The following is a 23,318-nucleotide window of genomic DNA, read 5'->3' as shown; positions in this document are numbered from 1 at the left end:
GTGCCCTTTCCTTTCTTCATGGCAATAAATTTACTATCAAAGAGACAAGCTAAGATGCGCTCTACCCTATCCGCCCACTAAAAACATCCATTCGCTATAGAGATTCGATCACCTCAGCCAGAGTTTCATCTAACGTGCTCAGTGACCAAGGCTTAACCGCCAAACCTGCTCGCATTGCGGGTGTTGTTCCATCTTTCTGCACTTCAACATAATTAAAAAAGAAGCGATGCAACATTATCAATGCATTCACTTGTTCATAGCTACGCAACCCCTTAGGTAAATGCGCTGATAAGTAAGAATAGAAGCAACTGGTTGGTTGTCGGTAACTCGCACCCAACTGTTTTACCACCCGCTCTGAATAAGGTGTAATGGCACTGATGCTCCCCTCGGGCATGGGGTACCATTTATCTTGCCACCAAGAGACCTTTTGCCCCGACTCAGACAAATCATTACAGATACCGCCGCCCGTTACCTTGTAACAAATATCAATACTCTGCTCACGAAACCTGCCAAGGTTTGCCGACAATGCACCACTACGCAGGCAGCTTTCATGTTCAATATAATGCACTTGATGTCGCACGTTATTAAGCTGTTGTGCAAGAAGGTTAAAGTGGACATAACAAAGATCAGCAGGTTTGATCAACACTGCATGGCGATATCCTCGCGCAGGGCCATAATTCAGATCTTCGAAATGGTAACGAGATAACAGCTGACGATAACGTTCTTCAAGCAAACTTTTCATCTCAATCACACTATCACAGCGTACCTGGGTATCATTTTTACTGATGTAGTGATGATCACTATCTATTTGTGCCCCACTCACATTATGACTAGCTAACAGCACATAGTTGCTATCGATGAACTGAGAAAACAGACACCACAATCGATGCTCAGCACCAGCATTAAGTACCTCGCTGTGTGTCTCAACACGTGCTTGCGACAACTCCAAACGGGATTCCATTAAACGCGTGACCGCTTCTAATCGAAGTGCCGTACGCTGGATAGACGCGTAGTAAGTTTTGGGCGATATTTTAAGCTGCTGGATGGCATCAGTGACAGGTATTCGTTGTAACACATTCTCTAACAACAAGATGTCCTTGTCCTGCAGGTATGGTGATGGAAAGCTAAACACATGCTGACACTGTTGACACGCATAACGCTGACTGCCTTTCGCTGTTTTGCCATAACGGGTCGTCGCGGCTTTTTTATCAGCCGCTAAAGGCATGCACCTCGGACAAGCCAAAGGCGTTGCACTCAACGCTTGCCGCAATTTGTTATTTGTTACAACTGAAATGTGTTCGCCATCAACTAGCGGGGGGTGTCCACCGCACTGATGGCAATGTAATGAAGGGAAACCAAGTCTATGGCTAATTTTTCCGCGCTGCGCGATATCTGTTTTACCAAAGTTATCACACGTTACGGTTTTGCAAAAATTGACTGGGTAAGAACGGACCTGCATTACTCCTTCCTCTCCACTATGGATAGTTCTTTATTTTGAGTAGGTGGCAATATTCTATACGGCGATTAACGGGTGTAACGTTCTTAACCACTGCAATAAACAGTAAATGAAGTTGATACACAGGCGTAACATTTTATTCGTCGTGCTTTAAAAAGAGGCAGTATAACGGCCGACGGCAATAGCGCCACGCATAAAGTGTTACAAGTGATTAAGCTCCAACACCCCGCCAGTTAAAAAATTATTCGTTATAACTCACACTTTAATGCACCTTTTGTAAAATGAGTCACCAAAATCGATATTGCATTGTTCAAATATTTTTCACATTGATTTTTTTTGAACACTGACAACGTAAAATAAACTTATAAAGCATATTATCTAACCTCAATAGCAACAACGAAACATGATAATTATAGATACTGTGAACAAAAATATTTTAGCCATAGAAAACATGTATTTGAGTATAAACCTTGGCCTGTATGGGTATTCCCAGACAGGGGAAGTGATTAACTAAAACGTGGATTATTGGTCTCTGCAACAAGTCTTAATAATAGAGCTGATGGTTGACATTGTTTTCGTGGTAATTAGCTAGATAAATGTGAACAAAAATCGATAAATTTCGAGCATATGAAGGAACGATATTATGTCTATTAGTGTAGCGGAAAATAAACCCAGGATTAAAATATCCCTAACAAACCAAATTCTCATTGCCACCTTTGCAGGCATCGCTTTTGGTGCTTATGTGGGGCCATGGGCTGAAAACATCAAATTCATTGGTGATATTTTTATTCGCCTGATTCAAATGTCAGTTGTATTACTGGTCATGACCGCAGTGTCCGCAGCTATCGGTAACGTCGATGGTAAAGGGGCTGGTAAAATGAGCTTCCACACTTTTAAGTGGATCATCGGTATGACAACGGTTTCCGCGTTTGTCGGCCTTTTCCTTGCGCTAACCATCAAACCTGGCATGGGAATCTCGGTCGCTGGTGTTGCCGATGCTGTGGCTGCGCCAGACGCGTCCATAAAAGAAACCGTTCTTGGCTTCTTCTCAACTAACATTATTAGTTCAATGGCGAGTGGAGCGATGATTCCATGTATCGTCTTTGCTGTCATCTTTGGTTTGGCAATGGGCTCCTATACTCGCACCTCTAACAATACCATTGTTGTTGATTTCATTGTTGCGTTTAATGCCGTCATCATGAACATCATCAAAATGGTCATGAACCTTGCCCCAATTGGTATCTTCTGCCTATTGGCAAATGTGTCAGGTGCGATTGGTTTCTCTGTTGTTGTGCCTATGCTTAAGTTCTTGGGCGCACTAGCGATTGGCGACCTTATCTTACTGGCGATGTACATCCCTCTAACGGCGGCGCTAACTAAGGTTAACCCATTCAAGATGCCTAGAAAATTCCTGAAGCTTGGCATCATGTCAATGACCACTACGTCTTCAGCAATTTGTCTACCAACCAAGATGGAAGATGCCGTTACTAAGTTTGGTGTTAGCCGTAAAGTCTCTGACTTCACTGGCCCTATCACCATGTCAATGAACGCTAACGGTGCGGTAATGTGTTACGTACTGGCTATCTTCTTCATGAGCCAAGCGACAGGTATCGTTCTTGAACCTTTCCAAATGGGTATGGCAATTCTGCTTTCAATCCTAATGTGTATGGGTACGATTGTTGTTCCTGGCGGCATGATCATTGTGTATACCTTCCTAGCAACTTCAATGGGTCTGCCTTTAGAAAGTGTTGCGATTCTTATCGGTATCGACTGGTTCTCAGGCATGTTCAGAACGCTACTTAACAACCTAGTAGATGTAATGATTGCCATGATGGTCGCAGACAAGATTGGTGAATTTGACCGCGATGTATACAACGAAGAGAAAACTGTTGAATACTAATCGTTAACCCCTTTTGTCATTAAAGCCAGCTGAGTACTCAGCTGGCTTTTCCGCGTTATCAACGCAACAAAGTAATCTGGAGGCGATGTCGTTCCTGCCTCCAGACATTATCTTAGTAGTGACCCAGCCCCCTCCCTAGCCCATAAATAATATGCTGCACCGTGAACATTAACAAACATGCCAGTCGGAAAAGAAAATCTATAGATTCACCTTCCATTTAAACGCCATCTTTTTGATACACTTCATTGCGACTTGGTTATCGTTATTCGTATCAGTGTCAGCGTCAGTGTCTAGCTCAAGTCGAATGATGTCTTAATATTTGAGTAAACATCAAACCGAGTTAAACAATAATTCTACCGCCGAATAAGCCTGTTCTTTCTTTGCGTCCTGGCTCATTCTCAAGGAATCACTAACGCACTATTTTAGCGCTGTCATTGTGAACATGTCATGGTGTACGACTAAGCTTAACCGTACGAATGACTGTTACTCTACCGCTACCCCTCACGAATAAATGGAAGTGGCTCGAAGCCCGAAGGCCGCACACGCTAAGGCATTGCCCGATACCATTACGCCACATCAAGTGGCCCTACTCATCACTATGACTCGACAACGACGCTAACAAATATTCTTCCTCGCTTTATGTTTGGTGGCCTCACAAGCTAAAGGTAAATCGAGATTAAACGGTTTTGGGGTATCTAAATGAGTAGAGAGAAAGGTCTCGATGGGCACTTCAATAAGTCACTGTCAATGCGAGATGGAAAATGAGATAAAATGACCAGATGGAATGCGAGGTGAGGAGATATGGGTGCTTATGGCAGAAATGCTTGTTCACGGTCGTCACTGGCGTAACTTGAAAGGTTGATGCTGGAAAGACCTATCGCTCAAACGGAAATTTAAGGGCTGTTCTCTACGCGCTGGCTAACGAGTACAACGCATAAAAAGAAAGCCAGCAGCTTGCGCTACTGGCTTTGTTTTAATTGTCAACGTATTCTAAAGTTCGGCAATGCCTATTGAAGCTAAGCGAATTGCGTCTGCGATTTACGGCTCGATTTGAGAGTAATGAACACAAAGAATGCAACCCCACTCACTATTAGGCCCGCTGAAAGATAGAAACCAATCACTTTAGAGCCAGTGATATCAGAAATAAGCCCTGTTAGCGGTGGTGCAATAATCGACGAACTCATCCCAGATAGGTTAAAAATAGCTAGCGCACGTGCCATGCGTACCTTTTGAACCCGTTCCGTAACATGAGAGATTAAAATCGGGTCAAGAGACACTTTACCAATAAAGCCATAAACAACTAAGCTAATCATGAGTACCGTGCTGTTTGGTGCAATAACGGTAAACGTCAGCATTATCGCAGCACCAATCTCTAAAAATATCACCAGCTTAATAACGACAGATTTATACTTATCAGCAATCGCACTAAAGAAGAGTGCACCAGGTACGGCGACCATCGCAACCAACGCAGAGGCACCACCAATCGCTGCGCCTTCAAACCCGCGCTCAGTTTGTAGATATGAAGGTAGCCAGGTGACTATCATGTAGTAACCGTAACACGTACAGAAATACAGGAAGTATACTGCCACCAAATCCATCGAGAACAAACTTTGCTGTGCACCTTCGTTATTGTCAGACTCGACCTTACTCGATGCTGTTGCTGTTGCTGTTGCTGATGTTTCTGCACTTTTCTCGCGTGGCTTAATCGCCTTTGCGAAAACGATGAGCATCGTGAAAATAATCGCAGCAGAGATATATAGAACGTTGTTCCAAGCGACATTCATGTCTTTAACAAGAATACTCGATCCAACAAGACCAATCCCCATACCGACGGCTGAACCACTGTTCACAATTGCAGAAGCTAATACGCGTCTTTTTTGCGGTACATTTTCACCTGATAGCGAATAAGCAGAGCAAAAGAAAGACGCACACCCTAAGCCAGACAGCAACGAACCAGCATAAACGACATTGATTACTGACGCACTACCAATTACCAGCGTACCTATGGTGAATAAACTAAACCCACAAAGAAGCGTAAGCTTTTGACCAATTTTTTCTACCACAATGGATGCTGGTATTTGGCCACCACAATAGGCTGCATAGTAAAACGTTGCGATTAACCCGATTTGTGTATCACTAATATCGCCTAAAGCCGATTGAATTTCTGGGTAAATAGGCGTAAGTACTGTTCGATAGATCCATATTGCGACCCAACCCAAACAGAGCACAATAACGAGCTTTTTCCAATATTCAATTCCATTTTTCTGATTCGTTTCCATGACTACTCTCTTAGTTATTTATACGCTAGCTCGTAAAGCACTGTAATTAGCGCGTCTACACCAGCGGCAAGATCTTCTACATTGGTTTTTTCTGCTGGGTTGTGACTAATACCAGCAACACTTGGGATGAAAATCATTCCTGTTGGAATGCGTGGAGCAAATACTTGAGAATCATGGCCCGCGCCACTGTGCATACGCTTATAGTTCGCACCACTTTCAGCCAAGGTAGAGTCAATCAAATCCGTTAGCGCCGGATCCATTGGGATTGGCATTTCGTCCATCCATAGATCAACATCTATTTCTATCTCCATTTCAGCGCAAATTTCGCGCATATCTGCGACCATCTGATCACTGAAACGATGGAGGGTTTCTTTGTCTGTATGGCGGCAATCCATAGTGAATAAGATATCGCCCGGAACCACGTTAACTGTGTTCGGTTGTGGCACCACTTTACCAAAGGTTAACACGAGAGGATCCCCTTCCGCTTTAGCCTTATCGACTGACTGCGAGCAGATCTTACTAAAGGCATACACGGTATCTTTACGGTAACCCATAGGGGTAGTACCTGCGTGGTTAGCTTCACCTTTCAACGTGATATTGTAGCGACGCTGCCCTGCAATACTGGTTACAACACCAAGTTGTTTGCCTTCCGTTTCTAATACCTTGCCTTGCTCAATGTGTAGTTCAATAAATGCTTTTATGTCAGTTCTAACAGTATTGCCACTATTAAAATCAAAGCCACATTCACGCATTGCATCTACAAAGTTAACGCCGTTATTGTCGGTTAATCCTTTCACATCATCGTCGTTTGCAATACCAACAATGTTCTTGCTGCCCCAGAATACATACGGGAAACGACTGCCTTCTTCTTCTGCCAACGATACCACTTCAAGCGTACGACGTGGCATACCGTATTTTTCTTTTAGGTAGTTCATTGCCAAGTAAGCAGCTTCAATACCAAATTGACCATCAAGGTTGCCACCACTCACAACGGTATCAATATGAGAACCGGACATGATGACTTCATCGGGCGCTTCTGTACCTGTTAAACGACCATAAATATTACCAATATCATCGCTATAGGCTTCGAATCCACTCTCTTTAAACATACTCAAAAGTAAATTTTGTGCTTCTAACCACTCTTTGGTATAAAGCAAGCGAGTCATACCTGCACCGCCGTTTTCATAACCAATTGCAGTAATTTTTTCAGAAGTTTCTATTACTTTATCTTTAATGGCTTCCATCATAATATCCTTTATATGTATCACGTTATTGGAATTTACTTCATCAAATTTATATAGTAAAACAACATATCATCTATGAATTAAACGCAGACTTTTTATCGTATGAATTAATATATACGTGTTCGGATTTTAAGTATTCGTATACATCATCAACAATATTTACACCCTCTCTCTTGGATTTTTCTCCAATCAAATCACTATTCTGACCTGGGTATAATACTTGTTCAAAGCCTTCAGCTGGAGGAATAGCGTTTAATTCTTGCATCGTCGTGGCAATAGCATCAATAAAATAGCTGGAGGTAGTGAAAAACTCAGGGTTCAATACAATGTGTAATTGCCCCAATTCTCTTCCTTCAGATAGATCATCGTACATTGAACTAACATGCTTACCAAACGGCAGTCCCAGCATCACGCCAGAAAGAATATCCACCATCATCATTAGACCATACCCTTTCGGTCCAGCAATCGGCAAAAGTGCACGCACTGCATGAGGGTCTGACGTTGGGTTTCCTTCTGCATCTACTGCCCATGTATCAGGGATAGGCTGGTTGCGAGAACGAGCATCTAAGATTTTGCCCCATGCCTGAATAGTCGTGGCCATGTCAAAGTTAACAATTTTGCCATCTGGGCCTGGCGCAGCAAAGGCGATTGGATTGGTGCCATAATAGACATCACTGCCACCAAAAGGAACGACCATTGGATCAGATTGACACATAGAAATGGCCACTAACCCTTCTTTTGCCGCCATTTTAGTAAAGTAGCCCAATGCGCCGCTATGGCTCATACGTTTTGCGCCAACAACCGCAACGCCGTTCTTTTTCGCCATTTCTATCGCTTTATCCATAGAAAGCTTGGCAATAACATGTCCCGCTCCATTATCGCCATCAAAAACAGCACTACACGGTCCGGTCTCTTCTATTTTAAATTCAGGAGATGTATTAATCCCTCCTTTCGCTATACGCTCCGAATAGTATTCAACACGCACAGCACCGTGAGAGTGAACACCACGCGTATCAGCAAAGGCTAAAACGTCTGCTACTATGCTCGCATGGTCCTCAGACAAACCAGCACTAGCCAATTTATTTTTCATTAGTATGTGAAGCTGTTCAATCGTTAGATTCATTATCTACTCCGTCAATATAGCGCATCTGGACTGTTTATTATTTTTTGCTTCGAGAGGCTATACAATATCAATTTTGAAATATTTTGTTTGTGACCCCTAAGGGGCTATTATTATTGCGCGATTTTTTCAATCTCTAGGGTGGCTTTTTTTAGAAACTATTAAATAATCTAACTTGTCGCTATATATTTATGAAATAACCATAAGCCTAATAGTGTATCGGCACCAGAATAGTGACCATGATTCAAGAAATCCGCAGCACTACGTTCGAACTGAGCATAGTTGTCAGCGTTTAAATTTAATAGCGATTGGGAAAAACACCCAAAAACCGATTGTGATAAATAACTGGCGCTCACTGCTGTCGTTAATTGATGAAATGGGGTATCTACTGGAATCAATGCCGACGCCATGTTACGAGTGTGCTCTGTGCACCAAGCACCAAAAGCAATACCAACCAACATATCATCATGACTCGGAGTAAGCCCAGGCCCAGCTCCGATCAAGTGAGTCCACTCAGGCGATAAACCCTTACGCCACAAGTTTAAATTTTCAAACCACTCGTCAAACTGTGAATGACAAGGCTGTGTCACTATGTCCGCTAAACTACCATAAAGACCAGTATTACGATGCTGCTTCGATAGAAATAGCTGTAACCAATCGGCCCAGAGGCCTTTTGCCAAGAGACCTTTTAACAACACCTCCTGCTTGCCGCGATTAATACGCAACATACCGGCATTGATGCCCTGATCATCGAGCGAGATTAATTCACCTTGATTAACACGTTTTTGCAACTGACGAAATGCTTGCCCTGTTAGCGACCAGCCTGACGGTCCGATTCCACCACGGGGATGATGCAGCGTTAGTACCCCGCCATCATTTGTCAGGAAGTTAATCGCTTTACTCCCTCCCCCCGCAAACCGCAATGGGCCAACAGATTTAGGCGCTGTTTTACTGTACGCTGTCGCTTCATAAATCATAGTTGGCCTCATTCAGTTTATTTTTTTACAGTGGCCTATTCGCTCTCTGCAATGATACCCATCTCTGCAGCTAACTGTTCAAGGGCTTTCTCGAAACACGCTAATGGTGCGCGTACCGTTCCGGCGCCTATCTGTCCAATACCCGCTTCTTTGTGTGCAATACCTGTATTAATAACAGGCGTAATTCCTGTTTCAACCACACTGCGGATATCCAAGCCGATACAAGCACCTTGGAAATTCCAAGACGGGATTTGTAGCAAGCTATTTTGTTCTACATAGATTTCTGCCATCTCTTCTGAAACGTCTAATGCTACATCCACGCCACCTACACCAACAAAGCGTGTTACGCCTGGTGCGGCGACCATAGCTGCACCACCAATACCATAGGTTTCAGTAATTGCACTATCACCGATATCGGTATTTGCTTGCTCTTGAGAGTAACCGGTAAAATACAAACCTTCTGGCGTATTTACTGGAGCAGTAAACCACTGATCTCCCAAACCACTAACGCGAATACCAAAGTCTTTACCGTTACGGGTCATCGCTGTCACAATCGAGCCAGCTTTAACCGTCGCGCCTGCATCCATCGCACATTTACAAAATGCCATCGCTAGGTTTAAGAAGAACTGATCAGTAATGCTTAGGAAGTTGAATACGCGACTCATTACATCTTTAGGTAGATCACAAGATGCAATATACGGTGCAAGCGTTCTCAACAGTAATGAAGATGTCGCAATATTACGCTGGTGGAACTCATCCCCCATTGTAATTCCCTGCGCCATGATTGCGCCAATATCAATGCCTTTCTCTGTTTTTGCGAGTGCATCTTTCAGCACAGGCATTAACTCCTCGCGCATCCAATGCAGACGCTGTTGCACTTCTTCGCCATAGGCACCAAAGCGCATTACCTTGCCAATCCCTTCATTTAGGTTGCAATAGGCATAATTGCCGTCGGTTTTGTTTTCTACAACAACGACTGGCATATTTACTGACGTAATTCCGCCCATAGGACCAACAGCATTGTGGTGATGACAAGGACTGAATGAAATTTCACCGTTTTCAAGCATTTTTTCTGCTTGGGTATCGGTGTCTGCCCAACCTTCAAATAGACAAGCACTGATACATGCACCCTGCATTGGGCCTGTCATATCTTGCCAAACGATTTGCGGCCCTGCATGCAGAAGGTGTCGCCCTTCTTTTAGCCATGGAATGACGTCGCCCGCTGCTGCGACATCGACCCAATATGGACGCGCGTCTTTTACTTTTTCTAATACAGCAGCATTTGCTTCGGTTATTGATGAGTACATAATTAGAATTCCCTATTGCATTTTATTTAGCAAACTAATGAGTTTTTTATTTCCACCAGCAACCGGTGACCACTGGTAATGAACAACGGCAGTATCTGCAGACTGAAGATCATCAGCAAAGCTACGTAGTCCCACATTAATGACATTGACTCCATCCAGTAACGCAGATGGCTCAACCGTTTGTTCTTTAACTGGTGCGCCTAGCATGACGTCAGATAACAACACCGCTTCTTCTAATGTATTAACCACCGCAACACCCGCTTCTTTTAAGGTTTCAATTTGTATTGAACGTTGCTGTGGATCAGATTCTGTTCCTGTCACTGTTGCGATGACATGAAGTGGGGATTGACGACGCTCACTGACACGTTGTAGTGCATCGACAACCGCACCGGCAGGATCACCGGTTGCACCATAACCAATCACAACATCTAGCAACAATACACCTACCTGTTCATCACTGGCGCGTGCTTCTATTTCTTGCGTACGTGTTGTTGGGTCAATCATCGGGTGAGGACGACCAAGCGTATAGTGATCATCGCCTAAATCGATAATCAAGTGACCTTGATCATCAAGCATGACACCTTGATGGTGGCTCTCATCTGGCTGTAATCCAAACTGCTGTGCCGTTAACATTGCAGCTTCAGCCGCCAGCGTTCCACCGGTATACAAACCTAATAAACGCTTGCCTGTTTGTGGCTGACGCTCTCTTAAGTGTTTATACACGCGACCTAGCATGGCAGCTTGTTGGCCAGCTTCAGCGAGCGTGGTAGCAAATGTCACATTGCCATCACGTTTCTGTGGACGATTCGAGCCAAGAAATAGTGCGACAACGGGTTTGCTTAGCTGTTGCATAGCTGCAATAACACGTTGCTCAACTTCTGGAGCTGGTGGCTTAGAGACAAAAGCAATCACTTGCGTATCCGGATCCGCATCCAGTTGAGCTAATGCCGTCAATGCACTCACACCGCCAACCGACTTTGATAAATCTCGTCCACCTAAACCAATCGCATGCGTTAACCCTTCGCCAGCTAACGCCACTTGCGACGCCAACTCTTGAATGCCTGTGCCAGATGCACCGACAATACCAATGTTGCCCTCGGGAATCACATTCGCAAACGCCAGCGGGGAACCTGCAATCATCGCAGTGCCACAGTCTGGCCCCATCACCAGTAATCCTTTGGCCGCCGCTTTTTGTTTCAGTGCGACTTCTTGCTCTAACGCCACGTTGTCTGAAAACATCATGACATTCAGGTCACGGTCAAGGGCTTGATTGGCCAAATCAGCTGCGTATTCACCCGCAACAGAAATCAGTGCCAGATTTGCATCCGCTAATTTTGCCTGTGCGGTTTGCCAGCGTCTAACCGTAACAAGCCGTTGTCCCGAAGTAGGTTTTGCAGCTGCGGTCAGTGCCTCGTCCAGTTTATCTGCAATATCTGCCGTAACATCCTGTTCGCCTTCGTTTGTACGAATAGCGACACAAATGTCGTTTGGTGTTGCATCAGCAAATACCGCATGCCAAAGACCCGTTGACTCCAACAATGACTTATTTGCTGGCGTCCCCATCATAACGGACACTTCCTCGACACTGTCTAGCTCGCTCAACTGTCGAGATATCAACATGAGGCTGACAGAATCCTGAAAACTTCCTTTTTTTAAAAATGCTTGGATCATTAAAGACCACCTTAATTGAAAGCAAAGAATGACTAACCATAGATACTATGTAACTCTATGGACTAAGATTAAAGGAGAACAAATTTTAAATTATTGAACTAAATCACATCACTTTTATTGTTATAAATCTTTCAATTAATTAGGCTATTTCTTTCAATCAATTTGACCAGACAAGAGGCAATACCTCTCTTTTTTAAATAAATTTGAACAACATCGTCACTTTTAAAAAAAATAGGTTAAAAATAGCAGCAAACAAGGTAATATTTGACACACAAATAACTCATTCTTATATCGTATGAGTTAGAATGGAATATATCCTTACAGGATTAACAAGGAGTACTAATGCTAGATAAGGAAACAATAAGGTCTTTTATGAAAGTGGCTGAGTATAGCAGCTTTTCTAAGGCAGCAGAGACACTGCACAAAACTCCTGCGGCAATTAGTTACCGTATAAAAACGCTTGAAGACGACATGAATGTACAACTGTTTTCAAGAACAACACGTAGCGTACAATTAACCCAAGCTGGTCATCATTTACTAAATCATTGTCACAAATGGCTAAAATGGATGGAAACAATTCCTGGTGAACTACAGCAAATTTCTGATGGCATTGAGCGGAATGTTAATATCGTTATTAATAACCTGCTATTTGATGACTGTACAGCTGCATTGCTTATCGCCTCATTACATGAAGCTTTTCCGTTTACCAGCATTAACATTTCTTCTGGTGTTTATATGGGCGTATGGGACGACATATTAAATCGTGACTACGATATCGCTATCGGCTTACCCGGCCTTGATACCATTGACAACAATGTTGCAGTCATTCCTCTTGGTAAACTAAGTTGGGTCTTTGCTATCTCTCCATTGCACCCGCTCGCTAATGCTGAAGGCTCGTTAAGAGAATCACAGTTAAGTCAATTTCCTGCAGTGAATATTGAAGACACGTCGCAGCATATCAACAAACGTACAGCATGGCTGCTCAGAGATCAGCAAGAGATTAAGGTACCAAATCTAAGTACCAAACTGGCGTGTCACACAACAGGTACCGGAGTTGGTTTTCTACCCAAGAATGTAGCAAAACCGCTGATAGAAAATGGGAAGTTAATCGAAAAGAACGTGCAATGGAGTCGGGCGCCATCCCCTCTTTCGATTGGTTGGCGCCACGATAACGCGGGTCAAGTAACACAATGGCTCATCGAGAAGTTTCAAAACAACGACCCGATGATCCAAGGCTTTTTAAACAATATCGATATATCAAGCAGGTAACGCTTCTTCACACACAGCTTCAGAGACAGGGCTCACTTTTGTGCCCTTCTCACCAGCCAAAATAGCGTCAGCATCTTGTAGAGCACCAATAAATGCGGTCTTACCCGTTTGTTCTACAAATTGAATGACAGCTTCCGCTTTTGGTCCAATAGCCCCATCTGGTACAGCAAACGGACGCAATTGGGCGACAGTAACATCGCGTAGTGCCTTCTGCTGTGGCGTGCCCCAATCTTGGTATACCGCATCAGCATCGGTTAAAATTAATAGATAATCAGCATTTAGCTGCTGTGCTAGCATGGCAGAAACCAAATCTTTATCAATAACAGCTTCTATTCCCCGATAGCCATTTACTGAACTGACGACTGGCATTCCCCCGCCACCACAGCAGATGACAGTTTGTCCTCTATCTAGCAAGTCACAAATAGTAGGGACTTCAAGCACGTTAACTGGAGAAGGCGATGGCACAACGCGGCGAATATACCCGCCATCTTCTTTAAACATCCAACCATAGCGCTCTTCTAGATTTGCCTGTTCTTCTGGTGCATAAACGGGCCCCACGAATTTTGATGGGTTACTAAACGCCACGTCACTTGGATTAACTTCTACTCGTGTTAGCAAACATGTTGTATTCGTTGAGCCTTGTTGCTGTAACGCTTGGGTAAGCATATAGCCAATCATGCCCTGCGTTTCAGCCACCAGTATATCTAGAGGATATGCCGGGACATCGGTGTATGCTTGATTTTGCAATGCTAATAGGCCGACTTGAGGCCCATTGCCATGTACTACGGTAACACTATACTCTGCTTCAAGTTTTTGAATCAAAGCAGCAGCATGATCTATATTTTTTTGTTGGTTTTCTGCTGATAATACTTCACCACGCTTTAGCATGGCATTTCCACCTAATGCGATAACAATACGCTTTTTCATAGTCAACCTTTTATAATGGATATTTAGTAAGAGACATATCTCAAACAGTTTTTAATTAGGTCAAGATATACGTTTACCTTATTTTTAAATTCAAAGCTTGTCCATTATTCAGGTGCCGTTTCCCAATTTATAAAACATTTTTATGCAATATCTAAAATAACATTAAATAAAACAGCACAGTGCCAGAACGCCTACTCAGATCACACCTTAGAAAAAAAACAGTTATAGAATGTCTATCAAACAACAATGCGACAAACAGCATGATTACATAGAGGTTCTATATGGGTTACCTAAACAATAATACCGGTTACATCAATGACCTGCTCTCCACGCGCTCAGAGATAAAGAAAAATAACTACGCCATTATTACACCTGATGGCATGGTGAAAAATGTCATTCCTGGATTTGAGAACTGCGATATCACCATTCTTAGTTCCCCAAAGCTAGGGGCAAGCTTTGTCGATTACATCGTCACCATGCACGATGGAGGAAATAACAGACAGGGCTTTGGTGGCGAAGAGATCGAAACCTTTGCTTACGTTACCGAAGGACAAGTAACAGCAACTGTCGACGGCCAACAATACCAATTAACAGCAGGCGGGTATCTCTACTGCCCTCCGGGCGTTCTTCTGTTTATGGAAAACAGTAATCAAGGCAACGATAGCCAGCTATTCTTGTATAAACGACGTTATATTGCTGTCGATGGTGCGACGCCACGCGTAGTCTGTAACCATCGGGATAAGCTCGAGAAAATCCATTATGAGGGGATGACAGACGTGACAGTAGAAGACCTATTGCCCACCGGTCTAGGCTTTGATATGAACTTCCATATCTTAACTTTCGATCCCGGAGCATGCCATGGCTATATCGAGACGCACGTCCAAGAGCACGGGGCACTGATTCTTACTGGGGAAGGTGTTTATAATCTGGATAACAACTGGATTCCAGTTAAGAAAGGTGACTATCTGTTTATGGCAGCCTATACACCGCAAGCATGTTATGCATCAGGTCGTGGTGAACCGTTAAGTTATATTTACTCGAAAGATTGTAACCGGGATGTTGATATTTAAACTTCCGTATAACACAGCCTTTGGCTGTATTTAAACAATAATAATGACTGATAGCTTCTATTTCTTAAAAATTAAGTTGCTATATAGAGTCTATTATCAAAAATTTTTAATTAAGTGACATTTTCCTACTTTGGCGCTCTCTCTTGGAGCGCCATTTTTGATAAGGTTTGAACACGTACCATTGGGATAGGATCAGGAATACGGTTCTGCTATATCCCGCTCAAAGACATCAGGGAGTGATTGAGCAATGCAAAAAGCCCCACAACTATTTGAAAACCTAAACCCACCACAACGTTTATTGATGGGACCAGGCCCGATTAATGCCTATCCTCGCGTTCATCAGGCTATTTCATCAGCGCTGATTGGTCAGTATGACCCTGTAATGACTGAGTACATGCGTCAAACTCAAGTACTCTACCGCGACGTATTTAGTACCACCAACCCAGCGACACTGCTTATCGATGGTACAGCTCGAGCTGGTATCGAGGCGGTGCTCGTCTCTATTTTGCAACCCGGCGACCGTGTACTGATCCCTGTGATTGGTCGCTTTGGTCACTTGCTCAGTGAAATTGCATTACGAACTGGTGCAGAAATCACCACCATTGACGTAGAATGGGGTGAAGTCTGTGACCCACAACGCATCGAAGAAGAAATTCGCCGCGTAAAACCCAAGTTATTAGCAACGGTTCAAGGTGATACTTCTACAACCATGAACCAACCATTAGCAGAAATCGGCGAAATCTGCCGTCGCCATAATGTACTTTACTACTGCGATGCAACAGCCTCTGTGGCTGGAAATGAACTGCTCATTGATGATTGGCAATTAGATGCTGTCTCTGTTGGCCTGCAAAAGTGCTTAGGTGGTCCTTCTGGCAGTGCCCCGCTTACGTTGAGTCCGCGCTTTGTTGATGCCATTAATCGCCGTAAGCATGTTGAAAAAGGGATTCGCGACAGCCACCATCAAGATGGTGATCAAACGATGATCCAATCGAACTACTTTGACCTACCAATGATTCTCGACTATTGGGGTGAAGAGCGTCTTAATCACCATACCGAAGCAACCTCTATGCTATACGCCGCACGCGAATGCGCCCGCATTTTCCTTGAAGAAGGCGCTGACAACGTGATCGCTCGCCATAAAGTAGCGGGAGATGCAATGGCAGCCGGGTTAAAGGCGATGGGGTTAAGGTTGTTTGGTAACCAAAATTACAAAATGAATAACGTGGTAGGTGTTTATATTCCTGATAACGTTGACGGCGAAGTGATCCGTTACGAATTACTGCACCGCTTTGGTATCGAAATCGGCACCTCGTTTGGTCCACTGAAAGGAAAAATCTGGCGCATTGGTACGATGGGCTACAACGCCAGACAAGAAGCTGTGCTGCACACCTTGTCAGCACTAGAAGCGGTGTTGTTAAAGCACCGTGCGCCTATCGATGTTGGCCAAGCTGTCGCAGAAGCCATGCGACACTACTAACCCCATCACAAGTCACAATAAAAGCGCTTATTAACGATAAGCGCTTTTATTTTGCATGACACTTGCCACTCTCGCTGCACCGACTCTCCTGAAACTGACGCTAACACTCGTTACGTAGATGACCACGTTAGTACAACGAAGATCAGATAGAGTGGAAATACTCAGCATAATGATTGGTTAAAATCATTATCTTGCTGTTAAAAAAGAAAATTGATAAAAAAACGAAAATAACTCTGTACAAAAAATAATCGCCTGTTACTATACCGCTCAGTTGTTCAGAGAGTTATTAAATGCAGCATCAAGTACAAGTAAAACTTCCACTACTAACCTCGTGTTTTGTAGCTAGGCGTTTCCCTTTTATTTTAGCATAACGTATTATAATTCAACCAATTAACACACTGTTAATATTGAACTTTTTCTTAAATTAAATAATAGGGGCATCATATGTCTAACTCAAATACTGGTACTGTAAAATGGTTCAACGAAACTAAAGGTTTCGGTTTCATCACTCAAGATAACGGCGGCGCTGACGTGTTTGTACACTTCCGTGCTATCGCATCTGAAGGTTTCAAGACGTTGAACGAAGGTCAGAAAGTTTCTTACGGTGTAGAAGACGGTCAAAAAGGCCTACAAGCTACCAACGTTATCGCGCTTTAATAAACGCGTAAAACGAATATACAGAAGGTCGCCAATGGCGGCCTTTTTTATATCTGGGGTAAAATGAATAGTCTCTATGTTATTCCTGGCAACATTAGCTGCGCTAGCTTAGTGCGGATACGCTCAATACGTGCTCGGTTAACCCCAAAATCTGAGTAGCCTACACGCGATGCAGACCTAACATGAATACGGGTTATGCCGCCCTGCTCTTCTATTAAATAGAACTCGGTATCATCCACAAAACGGAAAAATGATGACCGGTACTCCACATGAAGATAATTTCTTTCAACGCTAACCGTTGTTGCCCCTTTTTCCGTATTGATTACCTGCAAAAGACCCTGATGCGCTTTGGCCATCCCGCCGTTAAATACAATCGGTTCAATGTATTGGTTGTTACTGGTTGCCGTCTGACTATGGACACAATTAGGTTTTCCTGAACAAGGCGCTAGCTTTTCTGCATTCACACCCAAGCGTGGCCTGGTACTTGAGCAGCCAGACAATAACACTATCCATATAAGAGCGATGGGGTAATGGTTTTTCATTTTAATATCCTTGCTTAATTAAGCTGAACGTTAAGCAACCTGTCTGGTTTCACATAGGCTGCCTTTGATACCTTAGTCTGTACGCTGACAGATTGCATCTTAACTCACCATTTCCCCACCGGTTTCTCGTTTAGGACAATGTCGATAACAAGCCCGCTACTTGATAGGCTGTTGCTGTCAAATTAGCCTCACCTTCAGTTAAAGCTGTCTCTAGCGTACATGGGCGACTTAACACAGAAAAGCAAGCAACAATACCAACCTCATTTAGCTTATCCGCTCCCTCTCCCATAGCGCCACCCAGGGCAATAACAGGAATACCCATCTGTTGTGCTAGTTTGGCAACGCCTACGGGTGTCTTACCACCCAACGACTGCCCATCTAACTTGCCTTCGCCTGTTATAACCCAATCAGCACCTGTTAACTTGTCACGTAAACCAACCGTCGACGAAACAATCTCAATACCCGGCTGTAGTTGGGCACCAAGAAACGCCATTAATCCGGCGCCTAAACCACCAGCGGCACCACTGCCGGGAATTTTCGCAACATTTTTGCCCAGCTCCTGCACCAAACAATGTGCATAGTGGCTCAATGCCTTATCTAATTGTGACACTATTTCAGGTGTCGCGCCTTTTTGAGGGCCAAATACCGCAGATGCACCGCGCTCGCCCAATAGAGGGTTATCTACATCACACGCAACAACAACCTGAGCGTCTGACAAGCGTGGATCTAAGCCGGAGATATCGATGGTCGTGAGGTTAATTAATTCAGCACCACCATGACCAATGTCATACCCTTTCTTATCTAAAAAGCGCGCCCCCAAAGCCCGCACCATGCCCTCACCGCCATCGTTAGTCGCACTACCTCCGATAGCAACAATCAATTTCTTGGCGCCTTTATCGAGGGCTGCTTTAATTAGCTCACCCGTACCGTAAGTAGTCGTGATCCTCGGATCACGCTGTTGCGGCGTTAATAATTCTATGCCTGAGGCCTGCGCCATCTCAATAACCGCGGTTTCACCGTCGCCCAGCATCACGAATTGGGCTTTTACTTGGCTATCTGGAAGTGGTCCCATCACAACACACTCAACACGCTCTCCGCCCATTGTCGCCAACAATGCATCAAGCGTACCTTCGCCCCCATCGGCCATAGGCACTGACACAATATCTACATTTGGTATGCGCTGCTCTATGCCCTTTTTCACTGCCGCACACACTCGCTCTGCTGATACACTCTCTTTAAATGAATCCGGTGCTATTACAATTTTCATATACGCGCTCCTTAAAACAAAAAAACGGGCACTCGCGTACCCGTCATCGTCTTTAACAAAACCTCGAGATCTTTCTTGTTATTACAACGATCTCGAAAGGCTTACTCATCACGGATAGAGTGGTTGCTCATATGCTCTAACGCTTTAATCATTGCAGAATGATCCCAGCCCGCGCCGTCTAGCGCCGCACAGGTGTTAAACAACTCTTGTGCCGATGCTGTATGAGGCAAATTCAGTTGCAATTCGCGTGCACCAGCTAATGCCAAGTTAAGATCTTTCTGATGCAGTTGAATTCTAAATCCTGGCTCGAATGTGCCTTTCACCATTCGCTCACCGTGTACCTCGAGGATTTTAGAAGAAGCAAAACCACCCATCAGTGCTTCACGGATCTTAGCTGGATTTGCACCAGCTTTTGATGCAAACAACAGTGCTTCTGCTACGGCTTCAATGTTCAGCGCAACAATAATCTGATTTGCGACCTTACATGTTTGCCCATCACCGTTGCCACCGACCAAGGTAATATTCTGTCCCATGACTTCAAACAGAGGTTTAACACGCTCGAAAATCTCGTCTCGGCCACCAGCCATGATAGACAATGTGCCCGCTTTGGCGCCCACTTCACCACCAGATACTGGTGCATCAATATAGTACGCACCTAGAGCTTCAATTTTTTGTGCAAACACCTTGGTATCCATTGGGGAGATAGAGCTCATATCCACAACAACTTTATCAGCCGCTAGCCCGTTGGCAATACCAATATCAGAGAACAATACGTCTTCTACTTGTGGTGTGTCTGGCACCATAGTGATAATGATGTCTGCAGCTTCTGCCACAGCCGCTGGAGTTGGGCAGGCATACCCTTTGTCACCGAGCAATTCAGCTGGAGCAGGCTCGAAATGCTCAGAGAAATAAAGGGTATAGCCAGCCGCTTGCAGATTCTGCGCCATCGGCTTGCCCATAATACCTGTACCAATAAAACCTATGTTTTTCATAATATTCTTCCTTAAATCAAATTGTATTGCTTCAACCAACCTAGACCTTTTACGGTCCCGTCCGCTGGCACATATTCACATCCCACCCAGCCCTGGTAATCCAGTTCATCAAGGTGAGCAAGCAGAAACGGATAATTAAGCTCGCCAGTACCTGGCTCATGGCGTCCTGGGTTATCGGCAAGCTGTACATGACCAATCTGTGCTAAATGGGTCGACAAGCTACGCGCAATATCGCCTTCCATGATTTGCATATGATAAATATCATACTGATAACGCAAATTGTCAGATCCAACATCTTCTAAAACCTGCAACGCCGTTTTTGTGTTGCTAATAAAGAACCCAGGAATATCAATGGTGTTAATTGCTTCTACTACTAAACGGATCCCTGCTGCTTCAAGCTCATTTGCCGCAAAGCGCAAGTTTTCAATCATGACTTGATACGCTTCTTCGTCACTGACATCAGACGGTTTTTTCCCCACCAAACAGTTAACTTGCTCGCAATTTAATGCATGGGCATATTCAATCGCACGAGGGACACCCGAGCGGAACTCTTCAACACGGTCAGGGTGGCAAGCGATGCCGCGCTCACCCGCAGCCCAGTCGCCCGCGGGAAGGTTAAACAACACTTGGGTCAACCCATTGCTTTCCAATGCACTGGCTATCTCTGCTGCTGAAAAATCATAAGGAAACAGATATTCCACCCCACGAAAACCAGCATTCGATGCCGCTTCAAAACGCGACATAAAATCTAATTCCGTGAACAACATAGACAAATTTGCAGCTAATTTAGGCATAATAACTCCTTTTGGCCGCCGTAAACGGCGGCTTAATTCTTATAAATCGATGATATCTTCAAATTCGTTTACTTTGTCGATGTCTGGGCCCATCGCAATATTGGTCACGCGTTCAGTTAACACTTCCACCACGACTGGCACTTGGTACTGACGCATCAGTTCTTTCGCCTCAGCCAACGCTGCCCCAATTTGGTCTGGTTCAGTAACACGGATAGCTTTACAGCCAAGCCCTTCAACAACGCGCTTGTGATCTACACCGTACTCTTTCACTTCCGGCGCGTTCTGGTTTTCAAACGATAGCTGCACACAGTAGTCAATATCGAACGCACGCTGTGCTTGTCGGATCAATCCTAAATATGCATTGTTTATCAATACATGGATGTAAGGCAGTTTAAACTGCGCACCAACCGCCAGCTCTTCAATCATGAATTGGAAGTCATAGTCACCTGAAATAGCGACAACAGGCTTACTTGGGTCAGCTTTTACCACACCCAGCGCTGCTGGCATTGTCCAACCTAACGGTCCGGCCTGACAGGCATTAATCCAGTGACGAGGCTCATGAACATGTAAGAACTGGTTTGCTGCAATTTGTGCTAAACCGATAGTCGCGACATAACGAGTTTCAGGACCAAACGCCTTATTCATCTCGTGATAAATACGTTGTGGTTTGATAGGCGTACAATCAAAATCGTCACGACGTAGCATGGTACGTTTACGTTCACCGCAAGCCTCTACCCACTCGCTACGATCTTTCAAATCACCTTGTGCTTTTAGTTCACGTGCCACTTCAATAAACATAGCGAGTGCATCTTTTGCATCCGATGCAATCCCTAAGTCAGGGGAGAATACTCGGCCAATTTGAGTAGGTTCAATATCAACGTGGATGAACTTTCTACCTTCCGTGTAGGTTTCTAGCGCTCCAGTATGGCGGTTGGCCCAACGGTTACCGATGCCGAAAACGAAATCCGACTCTAAATACGTTGCGTTACCACAACGGTGATTCGCTTGACACCCCATGCGACCAGCCATTAATGGATGCTCATCGGAAATCGCTCCCCACCCTCTCAATGTTTGAATAACAGGAACATTGACAAGCTCTGCAAATTCGCGCAACAGACCACTGGCTTCAGCATTAATAATACCGCCACCCGCCACTAACAGTGGGCGCTCTGATTCATTCAGCATCGCAATGGCTCTTTCCGCTTGTGCGCGTGTTGCTGAAGGTTTTGATGGTGTCATCGGTTCATAGAGATCAATATCAAACTCTATCTCTGTTAACTGCACATCCATTGGAAGGTCGAGCAATACAGGACCTGGTCGGCCTGAGCGCATTTCATAAAAGGCTTTTTGGAATGTGCCTGGTAACTGTCCCGCTTCACGAATCGTGACTGACATTTTTGTTACTGGCTTAGCAATAGATTCTATATCTACTGCCTGAAAATCTTCCTTATGCAACTTGGCGACTGGCGCCTGACCTGTAATACAAAGAATTGGAATTGAATCTGCTGATGCAGAGTACAAACCTGTAATCATATCGGTTCCAGCCGGGCCAGATGTACCGATACATAGGCCAATGTTCCCTTCCGCTGTACGGGTGTAACCCTCTGCCATATGTGATGCACCCTCAACATGACGGGCCAACACATGGTCAATACCGCCAAGCTTCTTCATTGCGGCATACATAGGGTTAATAGCAGCACCAGGAACACCAAACGCAGTATTCACACCTTCTTTTTTAAGAATTAATATTGCTGCTTCAATTGCTCTCATTTTTGTCATAATTATTCTCCGTTATGCCACCCCTAATTTAATAGGGGTGCACATTATTAAATTCTTTTAAAAATCCACTGCGTATTCTTTAGATAATTTTTGCACAATGCAGTTATCTTCACCCGCACGATCTATTGTTAAAAAATCCGTTGGCATATCTTTTGCGAACAATAAGTAGTGCCACACATCTCTATGGTAATTTACACCTTGCTCACCATCTGTAATAAATGCCCTTAGTGTTGATTCATCTATATCATCATCACCAGAGGCAACAACAACAATAAATTTCTCTCCATTAAGAGGATAGAATGCCTGACTACCTTTAGGGTGCTTTTCTAACAAATCCACGCACTTACGACCTTTAACGCCATCAGCACGAATAATACTGATAATGGGATCAATGTCATCGCTAACATCAACACTACCTAAACCATGGAAACGCTGACCAGTTTTATCATTGATATGAAAATAATCAGAGTTCGCTTTTTCTATAACATCACCAAATGGTTTGAAGTTTTCTTTTGTTAGTGGCTCAAGCTTTAGTTTTTGCATAATCATAATCCTTTAAGCAATTAATAATTCTTTGACCTCTTATTCAA

19 protein-coding genes are annotated in these 23,318 nt (G+C 44.1%); 5 read left to right on the top strand and 14 right to left on the bottom strand.

The window, feature by feature from the left end; translation table 11 throughout:
• Positions 1–94 precede the first annotated feature (94 nt).
• On the bottom strand, positions 95–1,459 hold the full coding sequence (locus tag ACKLNH_RS07050) for a hypothetical protein (protein ID WP_413111546.1): 1,365 nt from the start codon (positions 1,457–1,459) through the stop codon (positions 95–97).
• 640 nt (positions 1,460–2,099) lie between these two features.
• Between ACKLNH_RS07050 and ACKLNH_RS07045 the strand changes: the two genes are divergently transcribed.
• The gene (locus tag ACKLNH_RS07045; RefSeq protein ID WP_413111545.1) at positions 2,100–3,356 is read left to right on the top strand and encodes a dicarboxylate/amino acid:cation symporter; all 1,257 of its coding nucleotides are present in this window, start codon (positions 2,100–2,102) and stop codon (positions 3,354–3,356) included.
• Positions 3,357–4,372: 1,016 nt separating this feature from the next.
• Here the strand turns inward: ACKLNH_RS07045 and ACKLNH_RS07040 are convergent.
• From ACKLNH_RS07040 to fdrA, 6 genes are all read right to left on the bottom strand, one after another.
• Complete coding sequence (locus ACKLNH_RS07040; RefSeq protein ID WP_413111544.1) at positions 4,373–5,635, bottom strand: MFS transporter; 1,263 nt, start codon at positions 5,633–5,635, stop codon at positions 4,373–4,375.
• 14 nt (positions 5,636–5,649) lie between these two features.
• Entirely contained in the window at positions 5,650–6,882 is a 1,233-nt protein-coding gene (allC, locus tag ACKLNH_RS07035; protein ID WP_413111543.1) for an allantoate deiminase, read from the bottom strand.
• A gap of 70 nt (positions 6,883–6,952) precedes the next feature.
• On the bottom strand, positions 6,953–8,002 hold the full coding sequence (gene allD / locus ACKLNH_RS07030) for an ureidoglycolate dehydrogenase (RefSeq protein WP_413111542.1): 1,050 nt from the start codon (positions 8,000–8,002) through the stop codon (positions 6,953–6,955).
• Positions 8,003–8,169: 167 nt separating this feature from the next.
• Positions 8,170–8,976: an oxamate carbamoyltransferase subunit AllH family protein gene (locus ACKLNH_RS07025; RefSeq protein WP_413111541.1), complete on the bottom strand. Its 807-nt coding sequence runs from the start codon at positions 8,974–8,976 to the stop codon at positions 8,170–8,172.
• A 35-nt stretch (positions 8,977–9,011) separates the two neighbouring features.
• Positions 9,012–10,283: a YlbE family protein gene (locus ACKLNH_RS07020; RefSeq protein ID WP_413111540.1), complete on the bottom strand. Its 1,272-nt coding sequence runs from the start codon at positions 10,281–10,283 to the stop codon at positions 9,012–9,014.
• Between the two features lie 12 nt (positions 10,284–10,295).
• Entirely contained in the window at positions 10,296–11,954 is a 1,659-nt protein-coding gene (gene fdrA / locus ACKLNH_RS07015) for an acyl-CoA synthetase FdrA (RefSeq protein ID WP_413111539.1), read from the bottom strand.
• A gap of 342 nt (positions 11,955–12,296) precedes the next feature.
• Here fdrA and allS point away from each other — a divergent pair, with 342 nt between their 5' ends.
• Positions 12,297–13,223 carry an HTH-type transcriptional activator AllS gene (allS, locus tag ACKLNH_RS07010; RefSeq protein ID WP_413111538.1) on the top strand — a complete coding sequence of 309 codons (927 nt, stop codon included), beginning with the start codon at positions 12,297–12,299 and terminating at the stop codon, positions 13,221–13,223.
• Here allS and ACKLNH_RS07005 read toward each other — a convergent pair.
• Positions 13,212–14,150: a carbamate kinase gene (locus ACKLNH_RS07005; RefSeq protein WP_413111537.1), complete on the bottom strand. Its 939-nt coding sequence runs from the start codon at positions 14,148–14,150 to the stop codon at positions 13,212–13,214. The genes allS and ACKLNH_RS07005 overlap by 12 nt on opposite strands.
• 281 nt (positions 14,151–14,431) lie before the next feature.
• Here ACKLNH_RS07005 and allE point away from each other — a divergent pair, with 281 nt between their 5' ends.
• From allE to cspE, 3 genes are all read left to right on the top strand, one after another.
• A complete protein-coding gene (allE, locus tag ACKLNH_RS07000; protein ID WP_413111536.1) occupies positions 14,432–15,220 on the top strand; it encodes a (S)-ureidoglycine aminohydrolase in 789 nt (262 codons plus the stop codon).
• Positions 15,221–15,467: 247 nt separating this feature from the next.
• On the top strand, positions 15,468–16,697 hold the full coding sequence (locus tag ACKLNH_RS06995) for a pyridoxal-phosphate-dependent aminotransferase family protein (RefSeq protein WP_413111535.1): 1,230 nt from the start codon (positions 15,468–15,470) through the stop codon (positions 16,695–16,697).
• Positions 16,698–17,141: 444 nt separating this feature from the next.
• A complete protein-coding gene (cspE, locus tag ACKLNH_RS06990; RefSeq protein ID WP_413111534.1) occupies positions 17,142–17,354 on the top strand; it encodes a transcription antiterminator/RNA stability regulator CspE in 213 nt (70 codons plus the stop codon).
• A gap of 74 nt (positions 17,355–17,428) precedes the next feature.
• On the opposite strand, the gene ACKLNH_RS06985 is transcribed toward cspE, so the two are convergent.
• The 6 genes from ACKLNH_RS06985 to ACKLNH_RS06960 form a co-directional block, all read right to left on the bottom strand.
• A complete protein-coding gene (locus tag ACKLNH_RS06985; protein WP_413111533.1) occupies positions 17,429–17,896 on the bottom strand; it encodes a DUF1499 domain-containing protein in 468 nt (155 codons plus the stop codon).
• Positions 17,897–18,026: 130 nt separating this feature from the next.
• Positions 18,027–19,163 carry a glycerate kinase gene (locus ACKLNH_RS06980; protein ID WP_413111532.1) on the bottom strand — a complete coding sequence of 379 codons (1,137 nt, stop codon included), beginning with the start codon at positions 19,161–19,163 and terminating at the stop codon, positions 18,027–18,029.
• A gap of 101 nt (positions 19,164–19,264) precedes the next feature.
• Positions 19,265–20,155, bottom strand: a complete 891-nt coding sequence (locus tag ACKLNH_RS06975; protein WP_413111531.1) for a 2-hydroxy-3-oxopropionate reductase — start codon at positions 20,153–20,155, stop codon at positions 19,265–19,267.
• 11 nt (positions 20,156–20,166) lie between these two features.
• Positions 20,167–20,949 carry a hydroxypyruvate isomerase gene (hyi, locus tag ACKLNH_RS06970; RefSeq protein WP_413111530.1) on the bottom strand — a complete coding sequence of 261 codons (783 nt, stop codon included), beginning with the start codon at positions 20,947–20,949 and terminating at the stop codon, positions 20,167–20,169.
• Positions 20,950–20,988: 39 nt separating this feature from the next.
• Positions 20,989–22,728, bottom strand: a complete 1,740-nt coding sequence (gene gcl / locus ACKLNH_RS06965; RefSeq protein ID WP_413111529.1) for a glyoxylate carboligase — start codon at positions 22,726–22,728, stop codon at positions 20,989–20,991.
• A 57-nt stretch (positions 22,729–22,785) separates the two neighbouring features.
• Positions 22,786–23,271, bottom strand: a complete 486-nt coding sequence (locus tag ACKLNH_RS06960) for an ureidoglycolate lyase (protein WP_413111528.1) — start codon at positions 23,269–23,271, stop codon at positions 22,786–22,788.
• Between the last annotated feature and the right edge of the window lie 47 nt (positions 23,272–23,318).

Source organism: Thaumasiovibrio clandestinus (genome assembly GCF_047250365.1).
In the GTDB taxonomy this organism is placed as follows: domain Bacteria; phylum Pseudomonadota; class Gammaproteobacteria; order Enterobacterales; family Vibrionaceae; genus Thaumasiovibrio.
The sequence above is the reverse complement of the archived record's forward strand: the minus strand, read 5'-3'. Positions and strand labels throughout refer to the sequence as shown.

What these genes read in the sequence shown, in the direction of transcription:
- ACKLNH_RS07050 (WP_413111546.1), bottom strand. Translation starts at nt 1,459, where the DNA reads ATGCAGGTCCGTTCTTACCCAGTCAATTTTTGCAAAACCGTAACGTGT.
- ACKLNH_RS07045 (WP_413111545.1), top strand. Translation starts at nt 2,100, where the DNA reads ATGTCTATTAGTGTAGCGGAAAATAAACCCAGGATTAAAATATCCCTA.
- ACKLNH_RS07040 (WP_413111544.1), bottom strand. Translation starts at nt 5,635, where the DNA reads ATGGAAACGAATCAGAAAAATGGAATTGAATATTGGAAAAAGCTCGTT.
- allC (WP_413111543.1), bottom strand. Translation starts at nt 6,882, where the DNA reads ATGATGGAAGCCATTAAAGATAAAGTAATAGAAACTTCTGAAAAAATT.
- allD (WP_413111542.1), bottom strand. Translation starts at nt 8,002, where the DNA reads ATGAATCTAACGATTGAACAGCTTCACATACTAATGAAAAATAAATTG.
- ACKLNH_RS07025 (WP_413111541.1), bottom strand. Translation starts at nt 8,976, where the DNA reads ATGATTTATGAAGCGACAGCGTACAGTAAAACAGCGCCTAAATCTGTT.
- ACKLNH_RS07020 (WP_413111540.1), bottom strand. Translation starts at nt 10,283, where the DNA reads ATGTACTCATCAATAACCGAAGCAAATGCTGCTGTATTAGAAAAAGTA.
- fdrA (WP_413111539.1), bottom strand. Translation starts at nt 11,954, where the DNA reads ATGATCCAAGCATTTTTAAAAAAAGGAAGTTTTCAGGATTCTGTCAGC.
- allS (WP_413111538.1), top strand. Translation starts at nt 12,297, where the DNA reads ATGCTAGATAAGGAAACAATAAGGTCTTTTATGAAAGTGGCTGAGTAT.
- ACKLNH_RS07005 (WP_413111537.1), bottom strand. Translation starts at nt 14,150, where the DNA reads ATGAAAAAGCGTATTGTTATCGCATTAGGTGGAAATGCCATGCTAAAG.
- allE (WP_413111536.1), top strand. Translation starts at nt 14,432, where the DNA reads ATGGGTTACCTAAACAATAATACCGGTTACATCAATGACCTGCTCTCC.
- ACKLNH_RS06995 (WP_413111535.1), top strand. Translation starts at nt 15,468, where the DNA reads ATGCAAAAAGCCCCACAACTATTTGAAAACCTAAACCCACCACAACGT.
- cspE (WP_413111534.1), top strand. Translation starts at nt 17,142, where the DNA reads ATGTCTAACTCAAATACTGGTACTGTAAAATGGTTCAACGAAACTAAA.
- ACKLNH_RS06985 (WP_413111533.1), bottom strand. Translation starts at nt 17,896, where the DNA reads ATGAAAAACCATTACCCCATCGCTCTTATATGGATAGTGTTATTGTCT.
- ACKLNH_RS06980 (WP_413111532.1), bottom strand. Translation starts at nt 19,163, where the DNA reads ATGAAAATTGTAATAGCACCGGATTCATTTAAAGAGAGTGTATCAGCA.
- ACKLNH_RS06975 (WP_413111531.1), bottom strand. Translation starts at nt 20,155, where the DNA reads ATGAAAAACATAGGTTTTATTGGTACAGGTATTATGGGCAAGCCGATG.
- hyi (WP_413111530.1), bottom strand. Translation starts at nt 20,949, where the DNA reads ATGCCTAAATTAGCTGCAAATTTGTCTATGTTGTTCACGGAATTAGAT.
- gcl (WP_413111529.1), bottom strand. Translation starts at nt 22,728, where the DNA reads ATGACAAAAATGAGAGCAATTGAAGCAGCAATATTAATTCTTAAAAAA.
- ACKLNH_RS06960 (WP_413111528.1), bottom strand. Translation starts at nt 23,271, where the DNA reads ATGCAAAAACTAAAGCTTGAGCCACTAACAAAAGAAAACTTCAAACCA.